This is a genomic window from Actinokineospora sp. (assembly GCF_052390155.1).
GTDB lineage: Bacteria > Actinomycetota > Actinomycetes > Mycobacteriales > Pseudonocardiaceae > Actinokineospora.
In genome coordinates this window covers 1-22,452 of sequence record NZ_JBQTHF010000061.1, presented here as the reverse complement: position 1 = coordinate 22,452, position 22,452 = coordinate 1, and the positions used below count along the sequence as shown (strand labels likewise).

Here is a 22,452-nt window from a genome sequence, read left to right as displayed (position 1 = left end):
CCCGACCAGTGCCTGCCGAGGCCGGGCGATCCCGCCCGGCCTCAGCAGGCGCGTGCACACACCTGGGGCGCCGTTGATCACCACTTTCCTGCCCGAGCCGCACCTGCTGGACTCGCCGCGGGGTCGCGACTGGCCGCCGCCGATGGGCACCGCCGTACCCGTCGCGGGACCGCCCGCCCGCGCCGACGTGGTGATCGTCGGCGCCGGACCGGCCGGCCTGGCGGTGGCCTCGGCGCTGTGGCACCTCGACGTGCGCGACGTGGTCCTGCTCGACCGCGCCGACCGCCCGTGCGGCCGGTTCTTCGACCGGGTCGACGGGCTGCGCCAGCGCGTGCTGCGCTCGCCGTACGAGCACCACCCCGGGGTCGAGGGCTACCGCGACTGCGAGCTGGCCGACTTCGCGCGGCTGCACTGGTCGCGGCTGACCCCGGTGGAGCGCCGCGAGATCAGGATGGCGCAGGCGGGCCACCGGTCGGTGGTGCCGGTCGACGTGTTCGAGGCGTACTGCCGCCACATCGCGGCCGTGCACGGCGTCGACACCCGAACCCACCAGGCGACCGTGCGGGAGCTGCACCCCGGGGCCGACGCGGTGCGGGTGCACACCGACCGCGGCACCGTGACGGCCCGGTTCGCCGTGCTCTGCCTGGGCGAGGAACGCACAAGCGCGCCATGGGGTGGGTCGGCGTCAGTGGGCTACTGGGACGAACCGGTCCCGCCGGACGCCCGCTCGGTGGTCGTCGTCGGCGCCGGGCTCAGCGCCGCGCACGTCATCGCGAACGCGCTCTCCGACCGGCGCCGCGTGCACTGGGTCGTCCGGGAGGTCGAGGAGCGCTACCAGTGCGCGGACGTCAACGCGTCGTTCTTCCGCGCCGAGGGCCGCGCCCGCTTCGACGGGGCGTCCTGGGCGGACCGGCTCGCGCTGATGGGCCGCCACCGGCGGGCGTCGGTGATGTTCGAGTTCCGGCCGCTGCTGCGCGCGGCCGAGGCCGACGGCAGGCTCGTCGTGCACCGGGGCCGGGAGATCGCCGACGTGTCCGCGGCGGGCGTCGGACTGGTCGACGGCACCCGCGTCCGGGGAGACCACGTGGTGCTCTGCCTCGGCACCACCCCGTCGATCGGCACGGGCCTGCTGCCCGACGCCATCATCGGCGCCCGCGACGGCTGGCCCGACCTGGACGAGCGCACCCTGGCCTACACCCGCGCGCCGCGGGTGCTCGCCGTCGGCGCCGCCGCGTGCATGGTGCTCGGCCCGGCCGCCCGCAACATCGACGGCCACCGGGTCGCCACCGCCCGGGTGGCCGCGACCGTCGCCGCCCACCTGGGCGCACCGTCCACTCTGGACCGAACGGCGGTGGGGGCCCTTGTCTGACACCGACTTCGACACCCGCTTCGACCTGCCCGCGGTGGACGACTCGGCCTCGACCGAGGTCGGCGTGATCCTGCTCGGCCTCGACGCCGAGCGGCTGCTGGCCGGGCTCGGCATGGCCAGCCTCGCCGACGACCTCGGCCGCGTCACGACGCTGGTCGACCAACTCCGCCACGACCTCGGCGCCCGGCTGACGATCGAGGCGGCCGTCGCCGCGGGCGCGCACCGCTGGCGGTCGGTCCGCGCCGCGCTGGCCGAGGCCGACCCGCACCCGACCACCTCGGCCGCGGTCCGCCAGGCGTGGACCAAGACCTACGCCCTGGTCGCCGGGGCCGACATCGGCGACACCGGACCCGCGACCCGGGTCTACCTCACCGCCTGCAGGCTGCGCCGCGCCGACGTCGACCGGCAGGTCGAGTCCGCGCCCTGACCTTGGAGGACCCGTGCCCTACCTGAAGTCACTGCCCGCGGACGCCGTGCTCCTGCAGGTCTTCCGCACCTACCCGGAGACCGCGAAGCCGCTGATCGACTACCACGAGCTGGTCATGCGCGGGTCGTCGCCGTTCACCCTCGCCGAGCGCGAACTGATCGCCGCCTACGTCTCCGGCGTCAACGCCTGCGACTACTGCCACGGCGTGCACACCGCCACCGCCGAGGCGTTCGGCGTGCCCCCGGGCCTGCTCGCCGCCGCCGTCGCCGACCTCGACACCGCCCCGATCGACGACAAGCTCAAAGCCGTGCTGCGCTACGTCGGCACACTCACCCGCACACCGTCGCGGGTCACCGCGGCCGACGCCCAAGCGGTGTTCGACGCGGGCTGGGACGAGAAAGCCCTGCACGACGCGGTGCTGGTCTGCGCGCTGTTCAACTTCATGAACCGGATGGTCGACGGCCTGGGCGTGCGCGCGGACGCGAGCTACTTCGCCACCTCGGGCACCCGGCTGCACGACATCGGCTACAGCGGGCTCACCGCGCTCATCGACGAGTAACCGGCGGCGGACAGCGGCCACTGCGATAGTGGGGCAGTCGTCAACCGAGAGGACCACCACCGTGGCCTGCTGTCTCGTCGTCGGAGCCAGCGGCTACGTCGGTTCCCTACTGGTCGGCGCCCTGCACGCGGGCGGCCACCGGGTCCGCGCCCTGGCCCGCTCGCTCGACCCCGCCACGCTGCCCGATGGCGTCGACGCCATCCGCGCCGACGTGCTCGACGCGCCCGCCCTGGCCGCCGCACTGTCCGAAGTGGACGTCGTCTACCACCTGGTGCACTCCATGGCGGGGGCGGACTTCGCCGCCGCGGACGACCGGATCGCCCACGCCGTGGCCGACGCCGCCGCGCGAGCAGGCGTGCGGCAACTGATCTACCTCGGCGGCCCGCGCCCGACCGACGGCCCGGCGTCGGAACACCTGGCCTCCCGCGCCGCCGTCGGCGACACGTTCCTCGCCGCGCCGACCCCCGCCCTGGTGCTACAGGCGTCGATGATCATCGGCCGAGGCTCGGCCAGCTTCGAACTGCTCGGCCGCGCCGCGCGCAGCGGACCCGTCCTGCTGCGGCCGTCGTGGATGGACAACCGGAGCAGGCCCATCGCGATCGCCGACGTGCTGTACCACCTGCTCAAGGCCGCGTCCGACGAGCCGGTGAACATGATCGGCGACATCGCCGGGCCCGACACCCTGACCTACCTGGAGCTGGTCCAGCGGTACGCGCGCGTCGCCGGACTCCCGTGGCGACTCCCCGTGCCGGTCACCGCCGTATCGACGGGCACCGCGTCGGCCGCCGTCGCCGCGATGACCCCGCTGTCCACCACACTCGTGCGCGCGCTGCTCGACTCGCTGCGCCACGACCTCGCGCCCGACGGTGATACCGACAACGTTCTGCCCCCGCCACCCGGCGGCGCGACACCGACCGACCGCGCGATCCGCGCCGCCCTGGGCGACCCCGTGCCGGTCGGCCCGCCCGAGAACGCCGACGGCCTGGTCCGCGACCGCAAGGTGCTGCGCGTGCGCACCGGCACCGCCGAACTGTGGCGGGTGATCACCGACATCGGCGGCGCGGGCGGCTGGCACACCATGCCCGGCGCCTGGACCCTGCGCGGCGCCCTCGACCACCTCGTCGGCGGCGTCGGCCTGCACCGAGGCCGACCCGACGACCTCGCCGCGGGCGACACGGTGGACTCCTGGACCGTCATCGACCGCCACGACGACGACGGCGTGCTCCTGCTCCGCGCCGATCTGCGGCTGCCCGGCACCGCCTGGCTGGAGATGCAGGCCGCGCCGGGGGAGCGCGCGGGGGAGAGCAGCTACCGCCAGACCGTCACGTTCGTACCCACCGGCCTGGCGGGCAAGCTCTACTGGTACGCCCAGAAGCCCGCGCACGACGTCGTGTTCGGCCTGATGGCCCGCGGCCTGGTCCGCGCCGCCGAGGCAGGCGGCTAGGGTTGTCCGCTGTGAGCACGGCGAAACGGTCCTCAGTGGACGATCAACTGGCGGAACTCGCGGCCGCGCACGGCGTCGCCGTCGGCTACCAGAACGGCGACCGCGAGCAGGTCGCCGTCGACCCCGAGGTGATCATCGCCGTGCTCGCCCAACTCGGCGTCGCCGCGGCCACCCCGAGTGAGGTCCGCGACTCTCTGCACCGGGTCCCGCGCGGCGCGGCCACCCCGACCGTCGTGCGCCAGGGCAGGCGGGTCGACATCGGCCGCGGCGAAGTGGTGCTGGAGGACGGCGGCACTATCGCCGTCGACGGCGCGCTGCCCGCCGACCTGCCCCTGGGCTGGCACCGGCTGCGCGTCGGCCACACGGAAACCCCGCTCGCGGTCGCGCCCGCCGCGCTGCCACCCGTCCCGCGCACCTGGGGCTGGATGACCCAGCTCTACGCGCTGCATACGCCCGGGTCCTGGGGCATCGGCGACTTCGCCGACCTGCGCGCGTTCGTCGACGCCGCCGCCCGCGACGACGCCGGTGCCGTGCTGGTCAGCCCGGTCGCGGCCACCACCCCCGTGCACCCGGTGCAGCGCTCGCCGTACTCGCCGTCGTCGCGCCGGTTCCTCAACGCCCTGCACCTGTCGGTCACCGACACCCCCGCCTTCCACGCCGCCGACGACGACACCCGCCGCCGCGTGCTCGACCTCGCACCCGGACGCCTCGACCTGATCGACCACGACGACGTCTGGCTGGCCAAGTCCGCCGCCCTGCGCCTGCTCGCCCCACCCATGAACCTCGACGCGCTCGACCCCGCACTCGCCGACTTCGCCACCTTCTGCGCGCTCGCCGAGCGCCACGGCGCCGACTGGCGCACCTGGCCCGCGGCCCTGCGCCACCCGGCCGCCCCCGAAGTGGTCGCCGCCCGCCGCGAGCTCGCCGACCGGGTCGCCTTCCACGCCTGGGTACAGCAGCAGTGCGCGGCCCAGCTCGCCGACGTACACCGGGCCGCCGCCGGGATGGCCGTGGGCATCGTGCACGACCTGACCGTCGGCGTCGACCCGGGCGGCGCCGACGCGTGGTCACTGCGCGACGTGCTCGCCTCCGCGGTCACCGTCGGCGCGCCACCGGACGCGTTCAGCCCCCGCGGCCAGGACTGGCGGCTGCCGCCGTTCCGCCCCGACCGGCTCGCCGTTCACGGGTACACGCCGTTCCGCGACATGATCCGCGCCGTCCTCGCCCACGGCGACGGCATCCGCGTCGACCACGTCGCCGGGCTGTGGCGGCTGTGGTGGATCCCGCCGGGCGAGCCACCGGACCGCGGCACCTACGTGCACTACGACGCCGAGGCGATGGTCGGCGTGCTCGCGCTGGAAGCCCACCGCGCGGGTGCCGTGGTGATCGGCGAGGACCTCGGCACCGTGCCCGAGGACGTCACCGAGACCCTGCGCGAACGCGGCATGCTGAGCTGCGCCGTCGCCTGGTTCCAGCGCGACGCCGAGGGCCGCTCGCTGCCGCCGAAGCTGTGGCCCGAGACCGCCGCCGCCAGCGTCTCCACCCACGACCTGCCCACCGCGTCCGGGTTCCTCGCGGGCGAACACGTCCGCGTCCGCGCCGACCTCGGCCTGCTGACCGACCCCGCCGAGGAGGCCCGCCGCGCCTCGACGGAGCGAACCGCGATCATCGAGCTGCTGGTCCGCGAGGGCCTGGTCGAGCCGGACGCCCCCGCACCCGACGTCGTCGCCGCGCTGCACGCCCTGCTCGCCCGGACACCGTGCGCCGTGGTGTTCGCCGCCCCGACGGACCTGGTGGGGGAGCTGCGCCAGCCCAACCTGCCCGGCACCCAGGACGAGTACCCGAACTGGCGCATCCCGCTGCCCGTGACCGTGGCCGAGCTGTTCGCCCACCCGGCCGTCCGCCGAGCCGTGGCCACCCTCAGTCAGGGCCGCTCAACCACCGGGTCGGGCGGCTGAGCGACGGCGGCACCTTCGTGGCGCCGTCCCCCTTCGCCGCGTCGAGCTGGGACTGGATGAGGAAGAGGGCGCCGGTGAGGTCGGCGCCGCCGAGGTCGGCATCCCGGAAATCGGCACCGATGACGTCGGCCCCGCGTAGGTCAGCCCCGCGCAGGTCGGCGCCGATGAGGTAGGCCCCGCGCAGGTTCGCGGCCCGCAGATCGGCGCCCCTCAGGTCGGCCCCGATGAGATCGGCGCCCCGACGGTCCTTCGGTTTGCGCCGGACGCCTGCCCGCACGAGTTCGCTCACGCGCAGCAGCAACGCACTGACCTCGTGTCGATGGGTGGCCAGGTCGAGGGCCTTGAGCGCGTCCGGGCTGTCGCGCGTGTGACGCTCGGTCTCGTCGAGCGCCTGGCCGAGTTCGCCGTGCAGGGGGTGGGCCTGGGGGAGCGTCAGCGCCTCGGTGAGGTACCAGAGGAGCTCGTGCAGCCCGCGCATGATCGGGAACGCCTCGAACATCGACTTCGCGGTGTGCGGCGCCGTCCGCCAGTCGTGTCCGCCGAAGGTGACCTGGGAGATCTGCTGGCCCGCGCCGAAGCAGTCGTAGACGGTGCATCCGGTGAAGCCACGCCGCGGCAGCTCCGAGTGGATGCCGCAGCGGAAGTCCGATCGCAGGTTCGGACAAGCCCGGCCGGCGGGTTTGTCGATCGCGAAGTCCGCGGAGACCGCGAAGGCGGGCACGACACAGCACAGCGCGAAGCAGTTCGCGCAGTCGGCTCGCAGCTTGGCGGCGGGTTCGCGATTGCCTGACAACGTGAGTGATCTCCCGTGATTGCGAGCCCGTGCCGGGGCTGTGCGGGCAGTCACCGCACCCTAGCCGCAGCCGACCAGGTGATCATCGCGGCCACCTCGCCTCGATTCGTGATCCCGGCCTGCCGTCCCTTCCTCTTCGTTCCCCTTCTCCCCCCGTCGCTCATTACTATATCTCCACTAATCACTATTCACTATCAGGATAATGGGATGTTGTCGGCGGAGCTGGAAGAGCGCGCCTTGCCTGGGCAGTAACGAAACAACAGCCCTGATGGGGAGGGCGGCATTGTTCAGGTCGGCCGCCGAGGTCGCTTCGGGGAGGACCGTTACCGTCCGGTCGCGTCGAGCAGGTCCAGGTAGCCCTCGCCTGCCCGCCACAGGGCGTCGGCGACGGGTTCGAGTTTGCCCGGGCCCCAGCGGCGGTCGGCGTAGGTGGCGGTGCGGGTGCGCAGGGCGCGCAGACTCACCGCCAGCTCGTCGTCGAGGCGGGCGCGGTGTTCGGCCGCCGATGGCGCGGCAGGCCGAACCGTCTCGGCGACACCGTCGGTGATGGCGAGCAGGGTGGCCTCCGCGACCCCCGTCTCGACGTCCCAGATCAGGGCGGGCCGGTCCAGGGCGTGGTTCCACACCGGCGCGTGCGCCGAACGCCACCGCACGGTGATGGGGGACTGGGGCAGTCGCGCGGCCTGCGCCCAGTGCTGGGAGCCGTGCGGTTCGGTGAGCCAAGGGACTTCATCGACGGGCAGGTCCACCACGAGCGCGACAGTGATCCGGTCGACGTCGCGGACCGGTCCGAGGATGTCCCCGGCGGCCCAGAGTCGCGTGACCCGCAGCGGGAAGATCGTGCGGGGGCGGGTGGCCATGTCGGCACAGGTGTGCGCCAGGGTCTCCAGGTGGTGCAGCGCGCGGATCCACTTCACCCGCACATCCTCCCGGTCACCCGCGAACCAGCTCCTCCCGGTACGCCTCCAGCCGGTCGATCAGGTCGCGCGGGCGGCCCAGCGCGGGCAGGTGGCCGCCTGCCATCTCGTCGGGGGTGATGCCGAGGCGGTCGCGGACGACGCGGCGCTGGAAGTCGGCGGGCAAGAGGCGGTCGTCGCGGCACAGCAGGAACCTGGTCGGCACGTCGGGCCATGCGGACAGCGGCCACGGGTCGCCGAACGGGGTGTCGGACTGGTCGCCGCCGCCTCTCGCCATCAGCTCGGCCACCAGCTCCGGCGGGACGTCGTGCAGGAACATGGCCACGGGGTCGAAGTCGCCGCCGGTCGGGCGGCCGTCGCGCTCGTCCTGCGCGCGCTGGGCCTCGTCCTGCCCGGTGGCGGCCCACCACTCGCCGGCCGTCTCGCCTGGGGCGGGGACCATCGCCGCGAGCAGCACCAGCAGGTCGACCGGGACCCGGTCGCACACCATCGGCGCGGTGAACCCGGCCATCGACTGGGCAACCACGATGAGGTCGGTGCGGTCGCCGATGGCCGCCACGACGGTGTCGGCGTATTCGGCCAGCCCGGCGGAGTCGTCGGCGCACGGCAGCTCCGGCACCACCACGTCATGGCCCCTGGCCTGGAGTTCGGGGACCACGAGATGCCAGTACCAGGCATCGGACCCGGCGCCGTGGATCAGCACGTAGGTCGCCATGTCAGCCCCGGCCCCGGCGCTCGAAGTCGGCGGCGGTGCGGCCGCCGGGGAATCTGCTCTGGAAGTCCAGCACGCCGACCCACGCGGGCCGGACGGCGATCCGGGCCATCCGCAGGTCGGGGTGGTCGATCTCGGCCGCGGCGGCCGCCTGTTCGTCGCCGCCGTAGCGGCGGTGGGCGGCCAGATATTCGGGGACGATCCCGTCGATGTCGGTGACCACGGCGCGGCCGCGGATCAGCAGCACCTCGGGCGGGGGCGCCGCCGAGTCGATGGAGATGGCCACGTCCGGTCGGGCGCGCAGGGCGGTGATCTTGTTCGCGCCCGCGAAGGTGCTGAACACCATCTCGGACCCCGTCCAGTGGAACAGCATCGGGAACACCCGTGGCGTGCCGTCGGCGGCCACATAGGCGAGCCGGGCCAGCTCGGTGGAGGCGAGCAGGTGCCGTGCGACGTCGGTGTCCAGTAGGCCGACGTCGCCCTGGGGCAGTGTCATCGCGGTCTCTTCGAGCTTCATGCTGCCTCCTCGGAACTAGTAGTCCTAAAGTAGCACTTACTAGTCCTGAATAGGGACTGTATGCTGGCGGCATGTCTGGAACCCGCAGCTATGACGACCCGTGCGGGGTCGCCCGAGCCCTCGACCTGGTGGGGGAGCGGTGGTCGCTGCTGGTGGTGCGCGAACTGCTGTTCGGCCCGAAACGGTTCACCGACCTGCGCCTCGGCCTGCCCACAGCGAGCCAGAACGTGCTGTCGCATCGCCTGTCCGAGCTGACGGCGGCGGGCGTGGTGCGCCGCACGCGGCTGGAGCCGCCCGCCGGGGTCTGGGTGTACGAGCTGACCGAGCGCGGCCGCGACCTCGAACCGGTCCTGGTCCAGCTCGGCCGGTGGGGGAGCAGGGCCCCGATCACGTCGTCGGGCGACCTCGGCCTGGGCGCGCTGCTGCTCGCGCTGAAGACCACCTTCGACCCGGCCGCCGCGGGCGACCTGCGCGCCACGGTCGACCTGCGGCTCGACGGCACCCGATTCCGCGCAGAGGTGGCCGACGGAGTTGTCGAGCTGGTTCGGGGTTCCGCGGACCGCTCGGACACCGTCATCGACACCGACGCCGCGACCTTCCGCTCCCTGGTGTTCGGCGGCCGCCCACTCGCCGACGCGACAAGCCGCGGGATCGTGCGTGTCGAGGGCGATGGCCAGGTCGCGGAACGGTTCCTGGCCTTGTTCCCGCGCCCACGTGTCCACGCTTCCGGTTAGCCGCGGACGAGGAACTAGCCTTCGTGGACCCCGGTCGGGGCCGGGGTCCGGCGGACCGGCTGGGCCTGGCAGTGGCGCTGTGCATGCTGCCGTGGCTGGGATTCGTGCCGGACAAACCCAGTCTGCCGTCGCGGCCAAGCTGGGCGTTTCCCGCTGGACGCTTGGACGGGCACTCGATGACGCGCCACGCTGACCTGGTCCGCCGGCGCGGCGACCCTTGTGACCGCAGCGGAAAACGCGCGCATCGCGGGATGAGGATGTTGGCCCGGGACCAGCAGCACCTCCGTGCGGTATCTAGTTAGGCGACCGGATCGCGTCCCAGCCGGTGATGTCGCATTGACCGTGCTCGTTGTTTCCGGCGGCGACGACCGTTCCGTCTGCGCGTAGTCCGAGAGTGTGGGTGGATCCGGCCGCCACCGCGACGATCTCGCGCCAGTCGGCTACGTCGCGCTGGCCGGAATCGTTGCTGCCCACGGCCACGACTCGGCCGGCCGCGGTGACGCCGACGGTGTGGTAGCTCCCAGCCGCCACTGCCACAACGTCTCTCCAAGCACTGACGTCACAGGCGCCCGCCGATTGATCCCCGACCGCAACGGCGCGTCCGTCGTTGGTGAGGCCGACCGTGTGAAGGTAGCCGGCGGCGACGGCGGCAACGTCACGCCACGTGTCGACCGCGCACTGCCCACGGCGATCGTTGCCCACGGCAACGGTAGTCCCGTTGGCTCTGAGGCCCACCGAATGCCAGTCGCCACAAGTCAACGCGACAATCTCACGCCATTGGCTCACGTTGCAGGCCCCCTCGCGGAGCCGTCCCGCAGCCACCACGGTGCCGTCACCAACCAGCCCCAAGGTGCGGCGCCAACCCGCGGCGACAAGGGTGACGTCGCGCCATGACGCGACGTCACACTGCCCGTCACCGTTCCAGCCCACTGCCATCACCGTGCCGTCCGCGCGGAGGCCGACGCTGTGCGACCGTCCAGTATTCGACGCGGTATGCACGTTGCCCGCCGCCACGGCGACCACATGGACCCAGTCTTCGACTCGACACTCACCAGATGTCCCCGTGCCGGCCGCAACCACGGTGCCGTCGGCACACAGCCCCAACGAGTGTCGCCGTCCAGCGGCGATGGCAGGACTACTCACATGCACAGCATTGCGGATTACATGCCCCTGGGCAGATCCAGCACGCTCCGTGCCTCCAGGCTGATGAGCGTCGCCCACGGCGCAATTGAGGCCGACCTGATCAACCTCTCCGGCAACGAGGACCGCCGCACCGCGGGCTTACAATCTTACTATCCACTATCCACTATCAAGATAATGGAGGATGATTCAAGAAGGGGAAGCGTTGGCACTGACCAAAACCGCTGGAGAGGGGAGGGGACTTGCCGACTGCATGTTGGCCCGGGTCGAGTCGGGGCACGGCCAGGGCAGGAGGTGCGCTGGGGCGGGCTGGTCAGGTGAGCAGGCGATCGACGGCGGCTCGGCAGGTACGCCAGGCTTCGGTGGCGGGGTCGATGAGCACGAAGTGATCGCCCGGGACGGTGACGAGTTCGGCGCCCGCCGCGTCGGCGAACCGGGTGCTCTGGTCCATCGGCACGATGTCGTCGCGGGTGCCGTGGACGCAGATGACGGGGACGGTCATCGGCAGGTGCGCCATCGGGGATGCCTCGGCGTACCGCGCGGTGGCCGTGGCGGGTGTGCCGCCGAGGAACTCGGGTACCGCGCCGCCGCCCAGGTCCAACTCGGCGGCGCGGACGAGGTCGAGGACGCCTGCCTGGCTGACGACGCCGCGCAGTCGGACGTCCGGTTCGGCGGCGAGTCGGCAGGCCAGGTGGCCGCCCGCGGAGTGGCCGATCGCGACTACGCGGTCGAGGTCGAGGCGGCCGCCCGCGGCCTCTTGGCCGGGCCCGGCGAGCAGGCGGAGGGCCGCGGCGACGTCGTCCAGGGTGGCGGGCCAGCCGCCGCCTTCGCCGGTTCGCCGGTATTCGACGTTCCACGCGGCGATTCCCGCGGCGGCGAGGTCTTTCGCTAGTGGGCGGGCGAGTTCGAGGCCGTAGGACCGGCGCCAGAAGCCGCCGTGCAGGAGCAGTGCGACGCCGCGGGGTGCGCCATCGGTCGGCAGGGTCAGTTCGCCGAACTGGCTGGGGTGGGTGCCGTAGTCGAGCCGTTTCGCGGCGGTGACGTTGGTGGGGCCGGGGGTCGCGCACGCGGCGGCGACAGCGGCGATGCCGAGTGCGGCGAGGCCGCGCAGGGCGGAACGTCGGGTGACCACGGTGGGTATTCGTTCGCCGGCCCGAATCGGTTGGTGCGCCGCACCGGGAACCGCGGGCATAGGGTCGTGGCGTGCTGGATCTGCTGCTGGTCAACGCTTCCGTCGTCACCATGGACCCCGCGCGGCCCGCCGCGAGCCGGATCGGGATCTGGCGGGGCCGGATCGTCGGGGTGGACGACGCGGTGGCGGCGCTGCCCGCGCGCCGCACCGTGGACCTGGGTGGTGCGGTGGTGCTGCCGGGGTTCGTCGACGCCCACGTGCATCTGGCGTGGACCGGCATCGCGGCCGCGGCGGCGAGTGTCGCAGGCGAGCGGACGGTGGCGGGGGTGCTGGCGGAGGTCGCCCGGGCCGCGGCGGCGCGACCCGCGGGGGAGTGGGTCGACGTGGTCGGCTACGACCAGCGGCGGCTGGGCAGGCACCTGACCGCGGCCGAGCTGGACTCGGTGTCGGCGGGCCGGAAAGTGTTGGTGCTGCACGACTCCGGGCACGCGTGCGTGGTCGACTCGACCGTCTTGGCGCTGCTGCCCGCGGGGACGGAGCACCGCGACGGCGTGCTGGTGGAGGCTGGCACGGCGGCCGCCCGGACGCTGCGCCAGCCGTACTCGCGCGCGGAGTTGGTCGACGCGATCGAGCGGGCGGGGCGGCAGTGTCTGGCCGAGGGGGTCACGGCGTGCGCGGAGGCGGGGGTCGGTGGCGGCCTCATCCGGCACAGCCCGATCGAGGTGGCCGCGTATCAGCAGGCGGAGCGCGAGGGCAGGCTGCCGCTGCGGGTCCGGCTGATGGTGGCGGGCGATCTGCTGCGCGACCTGGGCGCGCATCCGGGCGACGACACCCCGCGGGCGATGGATCTGGGGCTGCGGACCGGTTTCGGCGGCGACTGGCTGTCGCTGGGCGCGCTGAAGATTTTCACCGACGGCGGCATGATGGCCCGCACGGCGGCGTTGACCGAGCCGTATGTGGGGGAGTCCCACGCCGGGGCGCTGTACGCGGACGAGGCGGCGCTGCACGCGGTGATCCGGGACGGGCACCGGGCGGGCTGGCAGCTCGCGGTGCACGCGATCGGCGACCGCGGGGTCGACGTCGCCCTCGACGGGATCGCGGCGGCGCAGCGGGAGTTCCCCGGCCACGCGGGCAGGCACCGCGTCGAGCACGCCGGGCTGGTGCGGCCCGACCAGGTGCCGCGGTTCGCCGAGCTGGGCGTGGCGGCGGTTGTGCAGCCCACGTTCCTGTGGTCCTTCGGCGACGACTACGCCGAGATCATGGGCCCGCGGCGGGCGCCGTGGCTGTATCGGGGGCGCGGGTTCCTCGACCACGGGGTGCGGTTGGCGGGCAGTTCGGACCGGCCGGTGACGGTGGGTGCGCCGCTGCGCGCGATGCAGTTCATGATCGACCGGCGATCGCGGTCGGGTCGGGTGATAGGCCCGGCGGAGGCGATCACGGCGGATGAGGCGCTGCGGGCGTACACGGCTGAGGCGGCGTACGTGTGCGGGTGGGAGCGCGAGCTGGGGTCGATCGAGGCGGGCAAGCACGCGGATCTCGTGGTGCTCGACGGTGATCCGCGCTCGGCCGCGCCCGCGGACTTGTCGGTCCGCGCCACGGCGGTGGCGGGCGAGGTCGTCCACGGCGAACTCCTGTGGTGAAGCCGCAACCGCCCGCAGTGGCGGAACCGCGACGACCTCGGCGGCGCTCAGAGCCATTTGTTGCGTTTGAAGGTGCGGTGGAGCACCAGGCAGGCGAACAGAATGACGGCGACGACGAACGGGTAGCCGTACTTCCAGCGCAGTTCCGGCATCTGGTCGAAGTTCATGCCGTAGACGCCGACGACCATGGTGGGGACGGTGATCATGGCGGCCCAGGCGGTGATCTTGCGCATGTCGTTGTTCTGCTGCAGCGTGACCTTGGCGAGGGTGGCGTTGAGCAGGGTGGTCAGGATCTCGTCGAATCCGGTGATGCGTTCGGCGACGGTGGCGAGGTGGTCGTCCACGGCGTGGAAGTGGGCGCGCATCTGGGGCGGGACCAGCGGGGCGTCGGTTTCGGCGAGCGCGCGCAGCGGCTTGGCCAGCGGGGTCACCGCGCGGCGCAGTTCGACGATCTCGCGTTTGATCAGGTACATCTGTTCGGCGCCGATGGTGGTGCCGGGGGCGAACACCAGCGCCTCGACCTCGTCGATGTCGTGTTCGACGGCGTCGGTGACCGCCAGGTAGTCGTTGACGACGTGGTCGGCGATGGCGTGCAGCACGGCGGCGGGGCCGAGCGCGAGCCGCGCGGGGGTGGCTTCGAGGTCGGTGCGTAAGCCGCGCAGGCCGCTGTGTTGGCGGTGGCGGACGGTGACGATGAAGTCGCGGCCGAGGAAGACCATGATCTCGCCGGTCTCGACGATCTCCTTGGTGGTGGTCGCCGAGTCCTGGGTGACGTGGCCGACGGTCTTGAACGCGGTGAACAGGGTGTCGTCGTAGCGGTCGAGCTTGGGCCGCCGCGACCCGTTGAGCGCGTCGCCGACGGCCATGGTGTGCAGGCGGTAGGTCTCGGCGAGGTCGTCGAGCTGGTCGGCGTCGGGTTCGTACAGCCCGATCCAGACGAAGCCCGCGCCGCGGCGGCGCACCTCGTCGAGGGCTTCGGCGGGGGTCCAGTGGCCCGGCAGCCGCGCGCCTGCCACGTAGACCGCGCAGTCGATCACGGTGGCCGACCGCGGGTGCGTGTCGTGGCCGATCAGGGTGTCGATCGACGGGGTACTCGGCACGAAAGTCCTCCAGGCGGTCGCGGACGGCCAGCATGATCGACTTCCTAGTCCGTCTGCCGGTGGCCCTACGTTACGGCCACGAGCCAGTTCAGCTCGGCGCGCACAGCGGACTCCGCGGTCCGGTGCCTGCCCTGCGCGAGGACCGCGATCTCGATCTTCGCGACCCAGATCCGGTTCGGCGGGCACAGGACGGGCGGGGCGCGGTGCTCGGCGGCGTGCAGGGCGTAGCCGGTGGGTTGCCCGGTCGCGCGGTCGGTGCCCGCGGGGAGCCGCTGGTCGTAGAGCTGGTGGGCGCGGCCGGTGACGTAGCGTTGTCGCCGCCCGCGAGGTCGTGGCTCCAGACGGTGCGGAACGCCGCGGCCCACACCCGGGCGTCGGCGGCCGGTCCGGCGGTCATTCACCACTTTGGCCATGCGAAGGTGGGTTGCCCACCACTATGGTTGAGTCGGCAATCACTGGGAGGGGCCATGGCCGCAGGACTGCTGACTCGCGACCGCATCGTCGCGCCGCCGGGCTGGAGCAGGTGGCTGATCCCGCCCGCCGCGCTGTCGGTGCACCTCGCGATCGGACAGGTCTACGCCTACAGCGTGTTCAAACCGCCGCTGGAGTCGGCGCTGGGCATCACCGGCACTCAGAGCGCACTGCCCTTCCAACTCGGCATCGTGATGTTGGGCCTGTCCGCCGCGGTGTTCGGCACCCGCGTCGAACGCAACGGGCCGCGTTGGGCGATGCTGGTCTCGCTGATCTGCTTCTGCGGCGGGTTCCTCGTCGCCGCCGCCGGGGTGGCCGCGGGACAGTTCTGGCTGGTGGTGCTCGGCTACGGCGGCCTCGGCGGCATCGGGCTGGGCATCGGCTACATCTCGCCGGTCTCGACGCTGATCAAGTGGTTCCCCGACCGGCCCGGCATGGCCACCGGCATTGCGATCATGGGCTTCGGCGGCGGCGCCCTGATCGCCTCGCCCTGGTCGAGCCAGATGCTGGAGACCTTCGGCAAGGACACCGCGGGCATCGCGCAGACCTTCGCCGTGCACGGGGTGGTCTACGCGGCGTTCATGACGCTGGGCGTGCTGCTGGTCCGCGTACCGCCAGACGACTGGGCCCCGGCGAGCGCGCCGCCGCGCGCCGCGCACCGCCGAACGATGATCACCACCGCCGATGTCTCCGCGAACGACGCCATCCGCACGCCGCAGTTCTGGCTGCTCTGGGTCGTGCTGTGCTTCAACGTCACCGCGGGCATCGGCATCCTGGAGAAGGCGTCGCCGATGATCCAGGACTTCTTCCGCGACACCCCCGCCCCGATCACCGCGGCCGCCGCCGCCGGGTTCGTCGCGCTGCTGTCGCTGTCGAACATGATCGGCCGGTTCGTCTGGTCGTCCACATCGGACATCGTCGGCCGCAAGACGATCTACCGGCTCTACCTGGGCGCGGGCGCCCTGCTGTACCTGGTGATCGCGTTGACCACCAACGGCTCCAAGCTGCTGTTCGTGGTGTGCACCGTGCTGATCCTGTCCTTCTACGGTGCGGGATTCGCCACCATCCCGGCCTACCTCAAGGACCTGTTCGGCACCTACCAGGTGGGCGCCATCCACGGCAGGCTGCTCACCGCGTGGTCGGTCGCGGGCGTGCTCGGCCCGCTGATCGTCAACCGGATCGCCGACAACCAGGAGGCCGCGGGGGAGTCCGGGCCCGACCTCTACACCACGTCGTTCTTCATCATGATCGCGCTGCTGGCCGCGGGCTTCGTCGCCAACGAACTGGTCCGCCCCGTGCACACCAGACACCACCGGACACTGGAGGAGGCCCGATGAACCGCAGGCGGTTGCTGGTGGGCGTCTGGGCGTGGGTGGCCGTGCCCTTCGCCTACGGCGTCTACGAACTGGTCCAGAAAGTCACCCAGCTATTCGGCTGAGCGGGGGTAACGCCCTCATCGGCGGCGGCGACGCTGGGGGTGGGCCCAACGCGCGCCCGCGGTGACCGACCTGTGATCCGTCGCGCCGGGCCGCTGACCCTGGTCCTGATCCTCACCGCGGGCTGCGGCGGCGAGGCGGCCGCCCCGTCGACCCGGCCAGGAGGCGACCCGCCGCAGGTCCTGAACCTGACCGCGGGCGAGCGGTACTTCTGCGAGACCCTGGTCCGGGGGATGGGCAACACCTACCGCGGCCTGGAGGACATCGCCCGGGGCGGCGCGGGCCCGGGCGGGTTCGACACGTTCGCCGCGGCGCTGCCCAAGACCATCCAGGAGGTCGAGACCCAGCTCAGGGGCTCGCAGACCCGCGAGTTCGTCGCCGCGCTGGAGGTCATCTCCGAGCTGGGCGCGCCCATCCTGGACGCCCACCTCACGGGCGGGCGGGAAGCCGACTTCGACGCGGACGGCCTGGCCAAGGCGTTCGCGCGGACGGCGAAGGTGTGCGAGGCGGCCAACATCAGCGTCAGCTGGATCTAGGGTGTACTGACCTTCGGACCCTTGGACCGCGCGGGTAGGCCCATGGCGCGGTACGTCTCGGCCCCGGCGGGGTTCGCTCTCGCAGTTGCCGACGGCGGGATCGCCCAGGTGGCCGTCACAGCCCCCAGTCGACGGGGTTCAGTGCCGCGGTGACGGCGGCGTGCGGGTCAGGGGCCGACAGTGCGGTCCGCACCCGGTCCACGGTGCCCGCCAGCTCCGCCCTGGCCGCCGCGTCTGCCGCCGCGGTGGCCCGCAGGTCCGCCATGGCCGCCTCCGCGGTTGCGGAATGGTGGCGGGCGGCGCCGAGGCGTTCGTGGAGTTCGCCGAGGGCGGCGCGGTGTTCGCGGGTCGCGGTGTGCAGGCGGGTGTCGGCGGCGGCGCGGACGCGGTCGAGTTCGATCCGGTGCTGGTCCGCGGCTCGGTCGGCGTCGGCTCGGGCCGCGGTCAGCGCGGTGGCGGCCTCGGCGCGGACGGCGGCCAGCTCGGTGGCGGCCAGGTCGCGGTCGCGGTCGGCGGTGGCGCGGTCGTCGGCGCGGCGAAGGTCGAGGGCGGCGAGTTCGGTGCGGGCCGCGGCCGCGTCCTGACGGGCCTGGGCAGCGGCCTCGGTCGCGGTGTGGTGACGCGCGGCGGCGTCGCGGGCGCGGTGTTCGGCCTGTTCGGCCCGCTCGTGCTCGGCATCGCGGCGGGATTCGGCGCGGGCCTGTTTGAGTTCGGCCGCCTTGGCGCGGCCGATGGCCTCGTCACGGGCGTGTTCGGCGTCGCGGCGGGCGGCCTCGTGTTCGGCGGCCTGGTCGCGGGCCTGCGCGGCCGCGTGCTCTGCCTCGACGGTCCGCCGCTCGGCCTGTTCCCGCAGCCCCCGGTCCGCGGCGGCGGCGCGCTCGGCTCCGTCGACCGCGGCGAGCACGGCGGCCACCTCCCCGTCGAGTCGGGCCAGCACCTGCGTCAGGACTCCCTGTAGCGCTGCGGCGGGCCGTAGCGCCCGGTCGACGTGCTCGCGGACGTCGGTGGCGAACCCGCCGAGCGCGAGCTGCCCGGGGTCGGCGCCGAGCGCGGTGCGCAGCGCGTTCTCCGCCCCGGCGAGCTGCTTGCAGGTGGCGTTGCCCGGCCACTGCCGGTCGGGGCAGAACTCGTAGGGCCTGCCGCCGCGCGGCCCGGACGGGGGGAGCGGTTTCCGGCATCGGCTGAACCCGCACAACGCGCCCGTTTCACCGGCCTGCCCTCGCTCACTCGACCCTGTCTCCATGCCGACGATCTTAAGCGACAAGTTGTATAACTGCTAACTCAGGTTTTAGCTTGATAACTACAACTTAGGTTACCTACGAAACCGATCTTTCGTTGGTAACCTCCGCCGGGCGATCGGAACGTCGCCGAAGTGGTCGGCCGGGGCCTGACCAGTCGTGTCCGAGCCGGATCGGGAACTGCCCACCCCGGAAACTGTCCAGTCCGCACGTCGACTAGACAGGCAACCAAAGAGTTGCCTATTCTGGCGCCACGATGGACGCGGTGTTCAAGGCGCTCGCCGACGCGAGCCGCAGACGACTGCTGGATCGGCTCAACGCCCGCAACGGGCAGAGCCTGCGGGAGCTGTGCGAGGGCCTGCGGATGAGCAGGCAGGCGGTGAGCAAGCACCTCGCCGTGCTGGCGGCCGCCCACCTCGTCACCACCGTCCGGCACGGCCGGGAGAAGTTGCACTACCTCAACCCGGTGCCCATCCGCGACCTCGCCGACCGCTGGATCGGCCGCTACGAGCACAGCCGCCTGACCGCGCTCTCCCACCTCAAACAGACCCTGGAAGGACACCCCGTGAGCAAGCCCGAGTTCGTCTACGTCACCTACATCCAGACCACCGCCGAGAAGCTCTACCGGGCGCTGACCGAACCCGAGTTCATCGCGATCTACATGGGCGGCATGGGACCCGACTCGGACTGGCAGGTGGGGTCCTCGGTGCGGTGGCAGATGAGCCCCGACGGCGAGTTCGAGGAACTCGGCCAGCGCGTCCTGGCGGCCGAGCCCGGCAAGCGCCTGTCCTACACCTGGCACACCCTGCAACCGATGCACCGGGAGCTGTTCGACACCGACGAGGAGTTCACCCAGGCGTGCACCGAGCGGACCCGGGTCACCTTCGACATCGAGCCCGCCGAGATCGCGGTGATGGGGATCAAGCTCACCATCACCCACGACGGCTTCGACAGCCCGGACAGCAAGATGCTCGAAGGCGTCAGCGGCGGCTGGATCATGATCCTCTGCGCGCTGAAGACCCTGCTCGAAGGCGGCACACTGGTCGCGGACCAGTGACACCGACCAGGGCAGTGACAGGGGCAGTGACAGGGGAGTGGCAGTGACCGAGCCCGCGATCCGCCCGGCCGAGTCCGTCTGGCCGGGCAGCGACGACCCCGCGCGGCTGCTCGCCCTGGTGTCCGACTGGCTGATCGGCTACGCCAACCGCGCCACCCGGCACAAGTACGCCGAATCCCTCGGCCTGCCGGTGTCCGCCGCCGACCTCGACCACTGGCGGACACCGGCGGCGACACCCGAGGGCTGGCCGATGGCCGTCGAGGCATATCGGCGGGTCCTCGCGCTGCCCGCCGCACCGGCCGCGACCAGCACGAACCGACCGCCACCGGCCCGCAGGGGCAGGCTGCGACACCTGCACTGGTTCCGCTGGTGCGGCGCCCGCGGCCTCGACCCACTCGCCGCGCGCACCACCCACGTCAAGGAATGGCTCGACGACCTCACCGACCACGACGCCGCCAAAGCCACCCGCGACCGCATGCTCGGCACCCTCAAAGCCCTCTACGGCCACCTCGCCGACGACGGCATCGTCCGCGCCAACCCCGCCGCCCTGTCCCGCAGACGCCTCGCCGTGGCCACCGACCACGACACCAGCAGCACCGTCACCCTCACCCCCGGACAGGTCCGCGCCCTGCTCGACGCCGCGGCGACCCCGCGCCCCGGCCGCGACCTGCTCGGCACCCACCGCGCCACCGCCGTGGTCGCCCTGTTCACCCTCGGCGTCCGGGTGTCCGAACTGTGCGACCTCACCCGCGCCGACCTGCACACCACCCGCGACCGACGCGCCCTGCGCGTGCCGGGCAAGGGCGACAAACCGCGCATCGTCTACCTGTCCGACCTCGCCGACCGCGCCCTGCACACCTACCTCGACCAGCGCGACCGCACCACCGGCGACACCCGCCCCGTCCGCGCGGGCCAGGTCCGCTCGGGCACCAGCTCCCTGATCGCCACCCGCGCAGGCACCCCGATGAGCCGCCACGACGTGTGGGCCCTACTGCGCCGCATCGCCGCCGCCGCGGGCGCCGACCTCGCCGCCGTCGCCGACCGCCTGCACCCCCACGCCCTGCGTCACTTCTACGTCACCGCCGCCGTCGAGGCCGGCGCCGAACTGGTCACCGTCCAGGCCGACGTCGGCCACGCCAGCGTCGACACCACCAACCGCACCTACAACGCCGCCGCCCGCGACCCCGGCCGCAGCGCCGTCGACCTCGTCGCCGACACGATCACCAATTCCCGCCACAACCGCGGCTCGTCGTAGACGATGACCCACGCACCGGATGGAGACCCACGGACAGGATGGAGACCCACCCATGACCGCAGGCACCATCGAGGACGACCCCGTCGTGGCCGCCGCCACCGCGGGCGACGAAACCGCCTTCGGGCACCTCGTCGCCCGCCACCGCCGCGAACTACAGGTCCACTGCTACCGCATGCTCGGCTCGTTCGAAGACTCCGAAGACCTCGTCCAGGAGACCTTCCTGCGCGCCTGGCGCAAACGCGACACCTACCAGGGCCGCGCCACCTTCCGCGCCTGGCTCTACCGCATCGCCACCAACGCCTGCCTCGACCACCTCGACCGCAACCCGCGCAGCCCCGGCCACTACCCGATGCCCGCCACCGCCGCCGACCCCGGCCTCGGCGACACCCCGCCCCGCTCGATCCCCTGGCTGCAGCCCTACCCCGACCGGCTCCTCGACCCCCCGGCCACCGAGGCAGGCCCCGACCACCAGGTCGTCGCCAAGGAGACCATCGAACTGGCCTTCCTCGCCGCCATCCAGTACCTGCCGCCCCGCCAGCGCGCCGTGCTGATCCTGCGCGACGTCCTCGGCTGGTCCGCCACCGACACCGCCACCCACCTCGAACTCACCGTCGCCGCGGTCAAGAGCGCCCTGCAACGCGCCCGCCCCACCCTGCGCCGGCACCTACCCGAACGCCGCGCCGAATGGGCGCCCACCGCCGACCCCGACGACGCCGAACGTGACCTCCTGCGCCGCTACATGGCCGTCCTCGACGACCCGACACCCACCGCGTTCGCCGAGATCCTGCGCGCGGACGTCCGCGTCACCATGCCGCCCAACGACCTGTGGTTCGCAGGCCGCACCTCGTTCGTCGCGGGCATGATCGAGATGTTCGACCCCGCGTCGCCGAACTACTTCGGCGAATGGCGCTCGGTGCCCACCCGCGCCAACCGCCAGCCCGCCGTCGCCAACTACGTCCGCCGCCCCGGCGACACCGAGTTCCGCGCCCAAGTCCTCGACGTGCTGCGCGTCGAGGACGGCATGGTCGCCGAGATCACCTCGTTCATCCCCGACCTGTTCCCCGCGTTCGGACTGCCCATGACGCTCTGAGCAGCGCACCGATTCCTTTTCGCGAGCGCGGCCGTCATACCGGTGTCACCACGAACCACAGGAGGAACCATGTTGCTGCAGAACAAGGTCGCGGTCATCTACGGCGCGGGCGGCGGAATCGGCGGGGGAGTCGCGCGCACCTTCGCGGCCGAGGGCGCCACCGTCCACCTCGTCGGCCGCACCCACACCACCCTCGACGCCGTCGCCGCCGACATCCGCGCGGCGGGCGGCACCGCCGAGGTCGCCGTCCTCGACGTCCTCGACGCGGCCGCCGTCAACGACCACGTCCTGGCCGTCGTCGAGAAGTCCGGCAGCCTCGACGTGTCGATGAACCTGGTCAACCGCGGCGACTCCCAGGGCACCCCGCTCATCGACATGACCGACGAGCAGTTCGGCGAGGGCGTCACCACCGGCCTCATGGCGAACTTCCACACCGCCCGCGCCGCCGCGCGACACATGACCAACCAGGGCAGCGGGGTCATCCTCACCGTCACCAGCGGCTCCGCGGGCGGCGCCCGGCCGCTGATGGGCAACACCGGCGTCATCGACGCCGCCGTCGAAACCTTCCTGCGCTACCTCGCCGCCGAGATCGGCCCCGCGGGCGTCCGAGTCGTCGGCATCCACACCGCGGGCGTCGCCGAGACCCTCACCCGCGAGAAGATCGGCGCCGTCGACGGCGTCGGCATGGACCCGCAGGTCATCATCGACGCGATCGGCGCCGCCGCCATCCTGCGCCGCGCCCCCCGCCTGGCCCAGGTCGCCGACACCGCCGCGTTCCTCGCCTCCGACCGCGCCGCGGGCATCACCGCGTCGTTCACCAACGTCACCTGCGGCCTGATCACCGGCTGAGCCCCGCCGTGGGGGCCCGCCCACCAAGCCAGCCCCACCGCCGGGGGGCGCCCCCCCCACCCCCCGGGGACCGCCCAC

Annotated in this window: 23 protein-coding genes; 14 read left to right on the top strand and 9 right to left on the bottom strand. The window is 72.7% G+C overall.

What is annotated here, in order from left to right; translation table 11 throughout:
* Positions 1–76: 76 nt before the first annotated feature.
* From ACT4N7_RS21790 to malQ, 5 genes are all read left to right on the top strand, one after another.
* On the top strand, positions 77–1,369 hold the full coding sequence (locus ACT4N7_RS21790) for an FAD/NAD(P)-binding protein (RefSeq protein ID WP_444830687.1): 1,293 nt from the start codon (positions 77–79) through the stop codon (positions 1,367–1,369).
* Complete coding sequence (locus ACT4N7_RS21785) at positions 1,362–1,796, top strand: DUF6187 family protein (RefSeq protein ID WP_444830665.1); 435 nt, start codon at positions 1,362–1,364, stop codon at positions 1,794–1,796. The genes ACT4N7_RS21790 and ACT4N7_RS21785 overlap by 8 nt, the downstream gene beginning before the upstream one ends.
* Before the next feature lie 13 nt (positions 1,797–1,809).
* Positions 1,810–2,355, top strand: coding sequence for a carboxymuconolactone decarboxylase family protein (locus ACT4N7_RS21780; protein WP_444830664.1), 546 nt, complete (start codon positions 1,810–1,812; stop codon positions 2,353–2,355).
* 61 nt (positions 2,356–2,416) lie between these two features.
* Complete coding sequence (locus tag ACT4N7_RS21775) at positions 2,417–3,799, top strand: DUF2867 domain-containing protein (protein ID WP_444830663.1); 1,383 nt, start codon at positions 2,417–2,419, stop codon at positions 3,797–3,799.
* 35 nt (positions 3,800–3,834) lie between these two features.
* Positions 3,835–5,757 carry a 4-alpha-glucanotransferase gene (gene malQ / locus ACT4N7_RS21770; protein WP_444830686.1) on the top strand — a complete coding sequence of 641 codons (1,923 nt, stop codon included), beginning with the start codon at positions 3,835–3,837 and terminating at the stop codon, positions 5,755–5,757.
* Here the strand turns inward: malQ and ACT4N7_RS21765 are convergent.
* The 4 genes from ACT4N7_RS21765 to ACT4N7_RS21750 form a co-directional block, all read right to left on the bottom strand.
* Complete coding sequence (locus ACT4N7_RS21765) at positions 5,720–6,550, bottom strand: pentapeptide repeat-containing protein (RefSeq protein ID WP_444830662.1); 831 nt, start codon at positions 6,548–6,550, stop codon at positions 5,720–5,722. The two genes, malQ and ACT4N7_RS21765, sit on opposite strands and share 38 nt — an antisense overlap.
* A gap of 323 nt (positions 6,551–6,873) precedes the next feature.
* Positions 6,874–7,467 (bottom strand): DUF7711 family protein, encoded by a 594-nt coding sequence (locus ACT4N7_RS21760; RefSeq protein ID WP_444830661.1) that lies wholly within the window; start codon positions 7,465–7,467, stop codon positions 6,874–6,876.
* A gap of 16 nt (positions 7,468–7,483) precedes the next feature.
* A complete protein-coding gene (locus tag ACT4N7_RS21755) occupies positions 7,484–8,182 on the bottom strand; it encodes an alpha/beta fold hydrolase (RefSeq protein WP_444830660.1) in 699 nt (232 codons plus the stop codon).
* Between the two features lies 1 nt (position 8,183).
* Positions 8,184–8,696, bottom strand: a complete 513-nt coding sequence (locus tag ACT4N7_RS21750; RefSeq protein ID WP_444830659.1) for a pyridoxamine 5'-phosphate oxidase family protein — start codon at positions 8,694–8,696, stop codon at positions 8,184–8,186.
* A 71-nt stretch (positions 8,697–8,767) separates the two neighbouring features.
* On the opposite strand from ACT4N7_RS21750, the gene ACT4N7_RS21745 reads away from it, so the two are divergent.
* A complete protein-coding gene (locus ACT4N7_RS21745) occupies positions 8,768–9,430 on the top strand; it encodes a winged helix-turn-helix transcriptional regulator (protein ID WP_444830658.1) in 663 nt (220 codons plus the stop codon).
* Positions 9,431–9,724: 294 nt separating this feature from the next.
* Here the strand turns inward: ACT4N7_RS21745 and ACT4N7_RS21740 are convergent, their stop codons facing one another.
* Both ACT4N7_RS21740 and ACT4N7_RS21735 read right to left on the bottom strand, forming a co-directional pair.
* On the bottom strand, positions 9,725–10,573 hold the full coding sequence (locus ACT4N7_RS21740) for an RCC1 domain-containing protein (protein ID WP_444830657.1): 849 nt from the start codon (positions 10,571–10,573) through the stop codon (positions 9,725–9,727).
* A gap of 310 nt (positions 10,574–10,883) precedes the next feature.
* Positions 10,884–11,702: an alpha/beta hydrolase family protein gene (locus tag ACT4N7_RS21735; RefSeq protein WP_444830656.1), complete on the bottom strand. Its 819-nt coding sequence runs from the start codon at positions 11,700–11,702 to the stop codon at positions 10,884–10,886.
* Positions 11,703–11,773: 71 nt separating this feature from the next.
* Between ACT4N7_RS21735 and ACT4N7_RS21730 the strand changes: the two genes are divergently transcribed.
* The gene (locus ACT4N7_RS21730) at positions 11,774–13,342 is read left to right on the top strand and encodes an amidohydrolase (RefSeq protein ID WP_444830655.1); all 1,569 of its coding nucleotides are present in this window, start codon (positions 11,774–11,776) and stop codon (positions 13,340–13,342) included.
* A 47-nt stretch (positions 13,343–13,389) separates the two neighbouring features.
* Here ACT4N7_RS21730 and ACT4N7_RS21725 read toward each other — a convergent pair whose 3' ends face one another.
* Together ACT4N7_RS21725 and ACT4N7_RS21720 are read right to left on the bottom strand one after the other, a co-directional pair.
* On the bottom strand, positions 13,390–14,442 hold the full coding sequence (locus tag ACT4N7_RS21725; RefSeq protein WP_444830654.1) for a magnesium and cobalt transport protein CorA: 1,053 nt from the start codon (positions 14,440–14,442) through the stop codon (positions 13,390–13,392).
* 65 nt (positions 14,443–14,507) lie between these two features.
* Positions 14,508–14,855, bottom strand: a complete 348-nt coding sequence (locus ACT4N7_RS21720) for a hypothetical protein (protein WP_444830653.1) — start codon at positions 14,853–14,855, stop codon at positions 14,508–14,510.
* 54 nt (positions 14,856–14,909) lie between these two features.
* Between ACT4N7_RS21720 and ACT4N7_RS21715 the strand changes: the two genes are divergently transcribed.
* The 3 genes from ACT4N7_RS21715 to ACT4N7_RS21705 all read left to right on the top strand — a co-directional run bounded on the left by ACT4N7_RS21715 (position 14,910) and on the right by ACT4N7_RS21705 (position 16,885).
* Positions 14,910–16,250, top strand: a complete 1,341-nt coding sequence (locus ACT4N7_RS21715) for an OFA family MFS transporter (protein WP_444830652.1) — start codon at positions 14,910–14,912, stop codon at positions 16,248–16,250.
* Positions 16,247–16,351 (top strand): MFS transporter small subunit, encoded by a 105-nt coding sequence (locus ACT4N7_RS21710; protein ID WP_444830651.1) that lies wholly within the window; start codon positions 16,247–16,249, stop codon positions 16,349–16,351. Before ACT4N7_RS21715 ends, ACT4N7_RS21710 begins: the two co-directional genes overlap by 4 nt.
* Before the next feature lie 72 nt (positions 16,352–16,423).
* On the top strand, positions 16,424–16,885 hold the full coding sequence (locus ACT4N7_RS21705; RefSeq protein WP_444830650.1) for a hypothetical protein: 462 nt from the start codon (positions 16,424–16,426) through the stop codon (positions 16,883–16,885).
* A 115-nt stretch (positions 16,886–17,000) separates the two neighbouring features.
* Here the strand turns inward: ACT4N7_RS21705 and ACT4N7_RS21700 are convergent, their stop codons facing one another.
* The gene (locus tag ACT4N7_RS21700) at positions 17,001–18,128 is read right to left on the bottom strand and encodes a hypothetical protein (protein ID WP_444830649.1); all 1,128 of its coding nucleotides are present in this window, start codon (positions 18,126–18,128) and stop codon (positions 17,001–17,003) included.
* A 251-nt stretch (positions 18,129–18,379) separates the two neighbouring features.
* On the opposite strand from ACT4N7_RS21700, the gene ACT4N7_RS21695 reads away from it, so the two are divergent.
* From ACT4N7_RS21695 to ACT4N7_RS21680, 4 genes are all read left to right on the top strand, one after another.
* The gene (locus ACT4N7_RS21695; protein ID WP_444830648.1) at positions 18,380–19,180 is read left to right on the top strand and encodes an ArsR/SmtB family transcription factor; all 801 of its coding nucleotides are present in this window, start codon (positions 18,380–18,382) and stop codon (positions 19,178–19,180) included.
* Between the two features lie 43 nt (positions 19,181–19,223).
* Positions 19,224–20,435 (top strand): tyrosine-type recombinase/integrase, encoded by a 1,212-nt coding sequence (locus ACT4N7_RS21690; protein WP_444830647.1) that lies wholly within the window; start codon positions 19,224–19,226, stop codon positions 20,433–20,435.
* A 52-nt stretch (positions 20,436–20,487) separates the two neighbouring features.
* Positions 20,488–21,525 carry an RNA polymerase subunit sigma-70 gene (locus tag ACT4N7_RS21685; RefSeq protein WP_444830646.1) on the top strand — a complete coding sequence of 346 codons (1,038 nt, stop codon included), beginning with the start codon at positions 20,488–20,490 and terminating at the stop codon, positions 21,523–21,525.
* 69 nt (positions 21,526–21,594) lie between these two features.
* Positions 21,595–22,374 (top strand): SDR family NAD(P)-dependent oxidoreductase, encoded by a 780-nt coding sequence (locus tag ACT4N7_RS21680; RefSeq protein WP_444830645.1) that lies wholly within the window; start codon positions 21,595–21,597, stop codon positions 22,372–22,374.
* Positions 22,375–22,452 lie beyond the last annotated feature (78 nt).

Bases quoted from the DNA above. Each gene is read 5' to 3' on its own strand.
- ACT4N7_RS21745 (WP_444830658.1), top strand. From the start codon at position 8,768: ATGTCTGGAACCCGCAGCTATGACGACCCGTGCGGGGTCGCCCGAGCC.
- ACT4N7_RS21710 (WP_444830651.1), top strand. From the start codon at position 16,247: ATGAACCGCAGGCGGTTGCTGGTGGGCGTCTGGGCGTGGGTGGCCGTG.
- ACT4N7_RS21750 (WP_444830659.1), bottom strand. From the start codon at position 8,696: ATGAAGCTCGAAGAGACCGCGATGACACTGCCCCAGGGCGACGTCGGC.
- ACT4N7_RS21755 (WP_444830660.1), bottom strand. From the start codon at position 8,182: ATGGCGACCTACGTGCTGATCCACGGCGCCGGGTCCGATGCCTGGTAC.
- ACT4N7_RS21715 (WP_444830652.1), top strand. From the start codon at position 14,910: ATGGCCGCAGGACTGCTGACTCGCGACCGCATCGTCGCGCCGCCGGGC.
- ACT4N7_RS21700 (WP_444830649.1), bottom strand. From the start codon at position 18,128: ATGGAGACAGGGTCGAGTGAGCGAGGGCAGGCCGGTGAAACGGGCGCG.
- ACT4N7_RS21680 (WP_444830645.1), top strand. From the start codon at position 21,595: ATGTTGCTGCAGAACAAGGTCGCGGTCATCTACGGCGCGGGCGGCGGA.
- ACT4N7_RS21720 (WP_444830653.1), bottom strand. From the start codon at position 14,855: ATGGCCAAAGTGGTGAATGACCGCCGGACCGGCCGCCGACGCCCGGGT.
- ACT4N7_RS21695 (WP_444830648.1), top strand. From the start codon at position 18,380: ATGGACGCGGTGTTCAAGGCGCTCGCCGACGCGAGCCGCAGACGACTG.
- ACT4N7_RS21685 (WP_444830646.1), top strand. From the start codon at position 20,488: ATGACCGCAGGCACCATCGAGGACGACCCCGTCGTGGCCGCCGCCACC.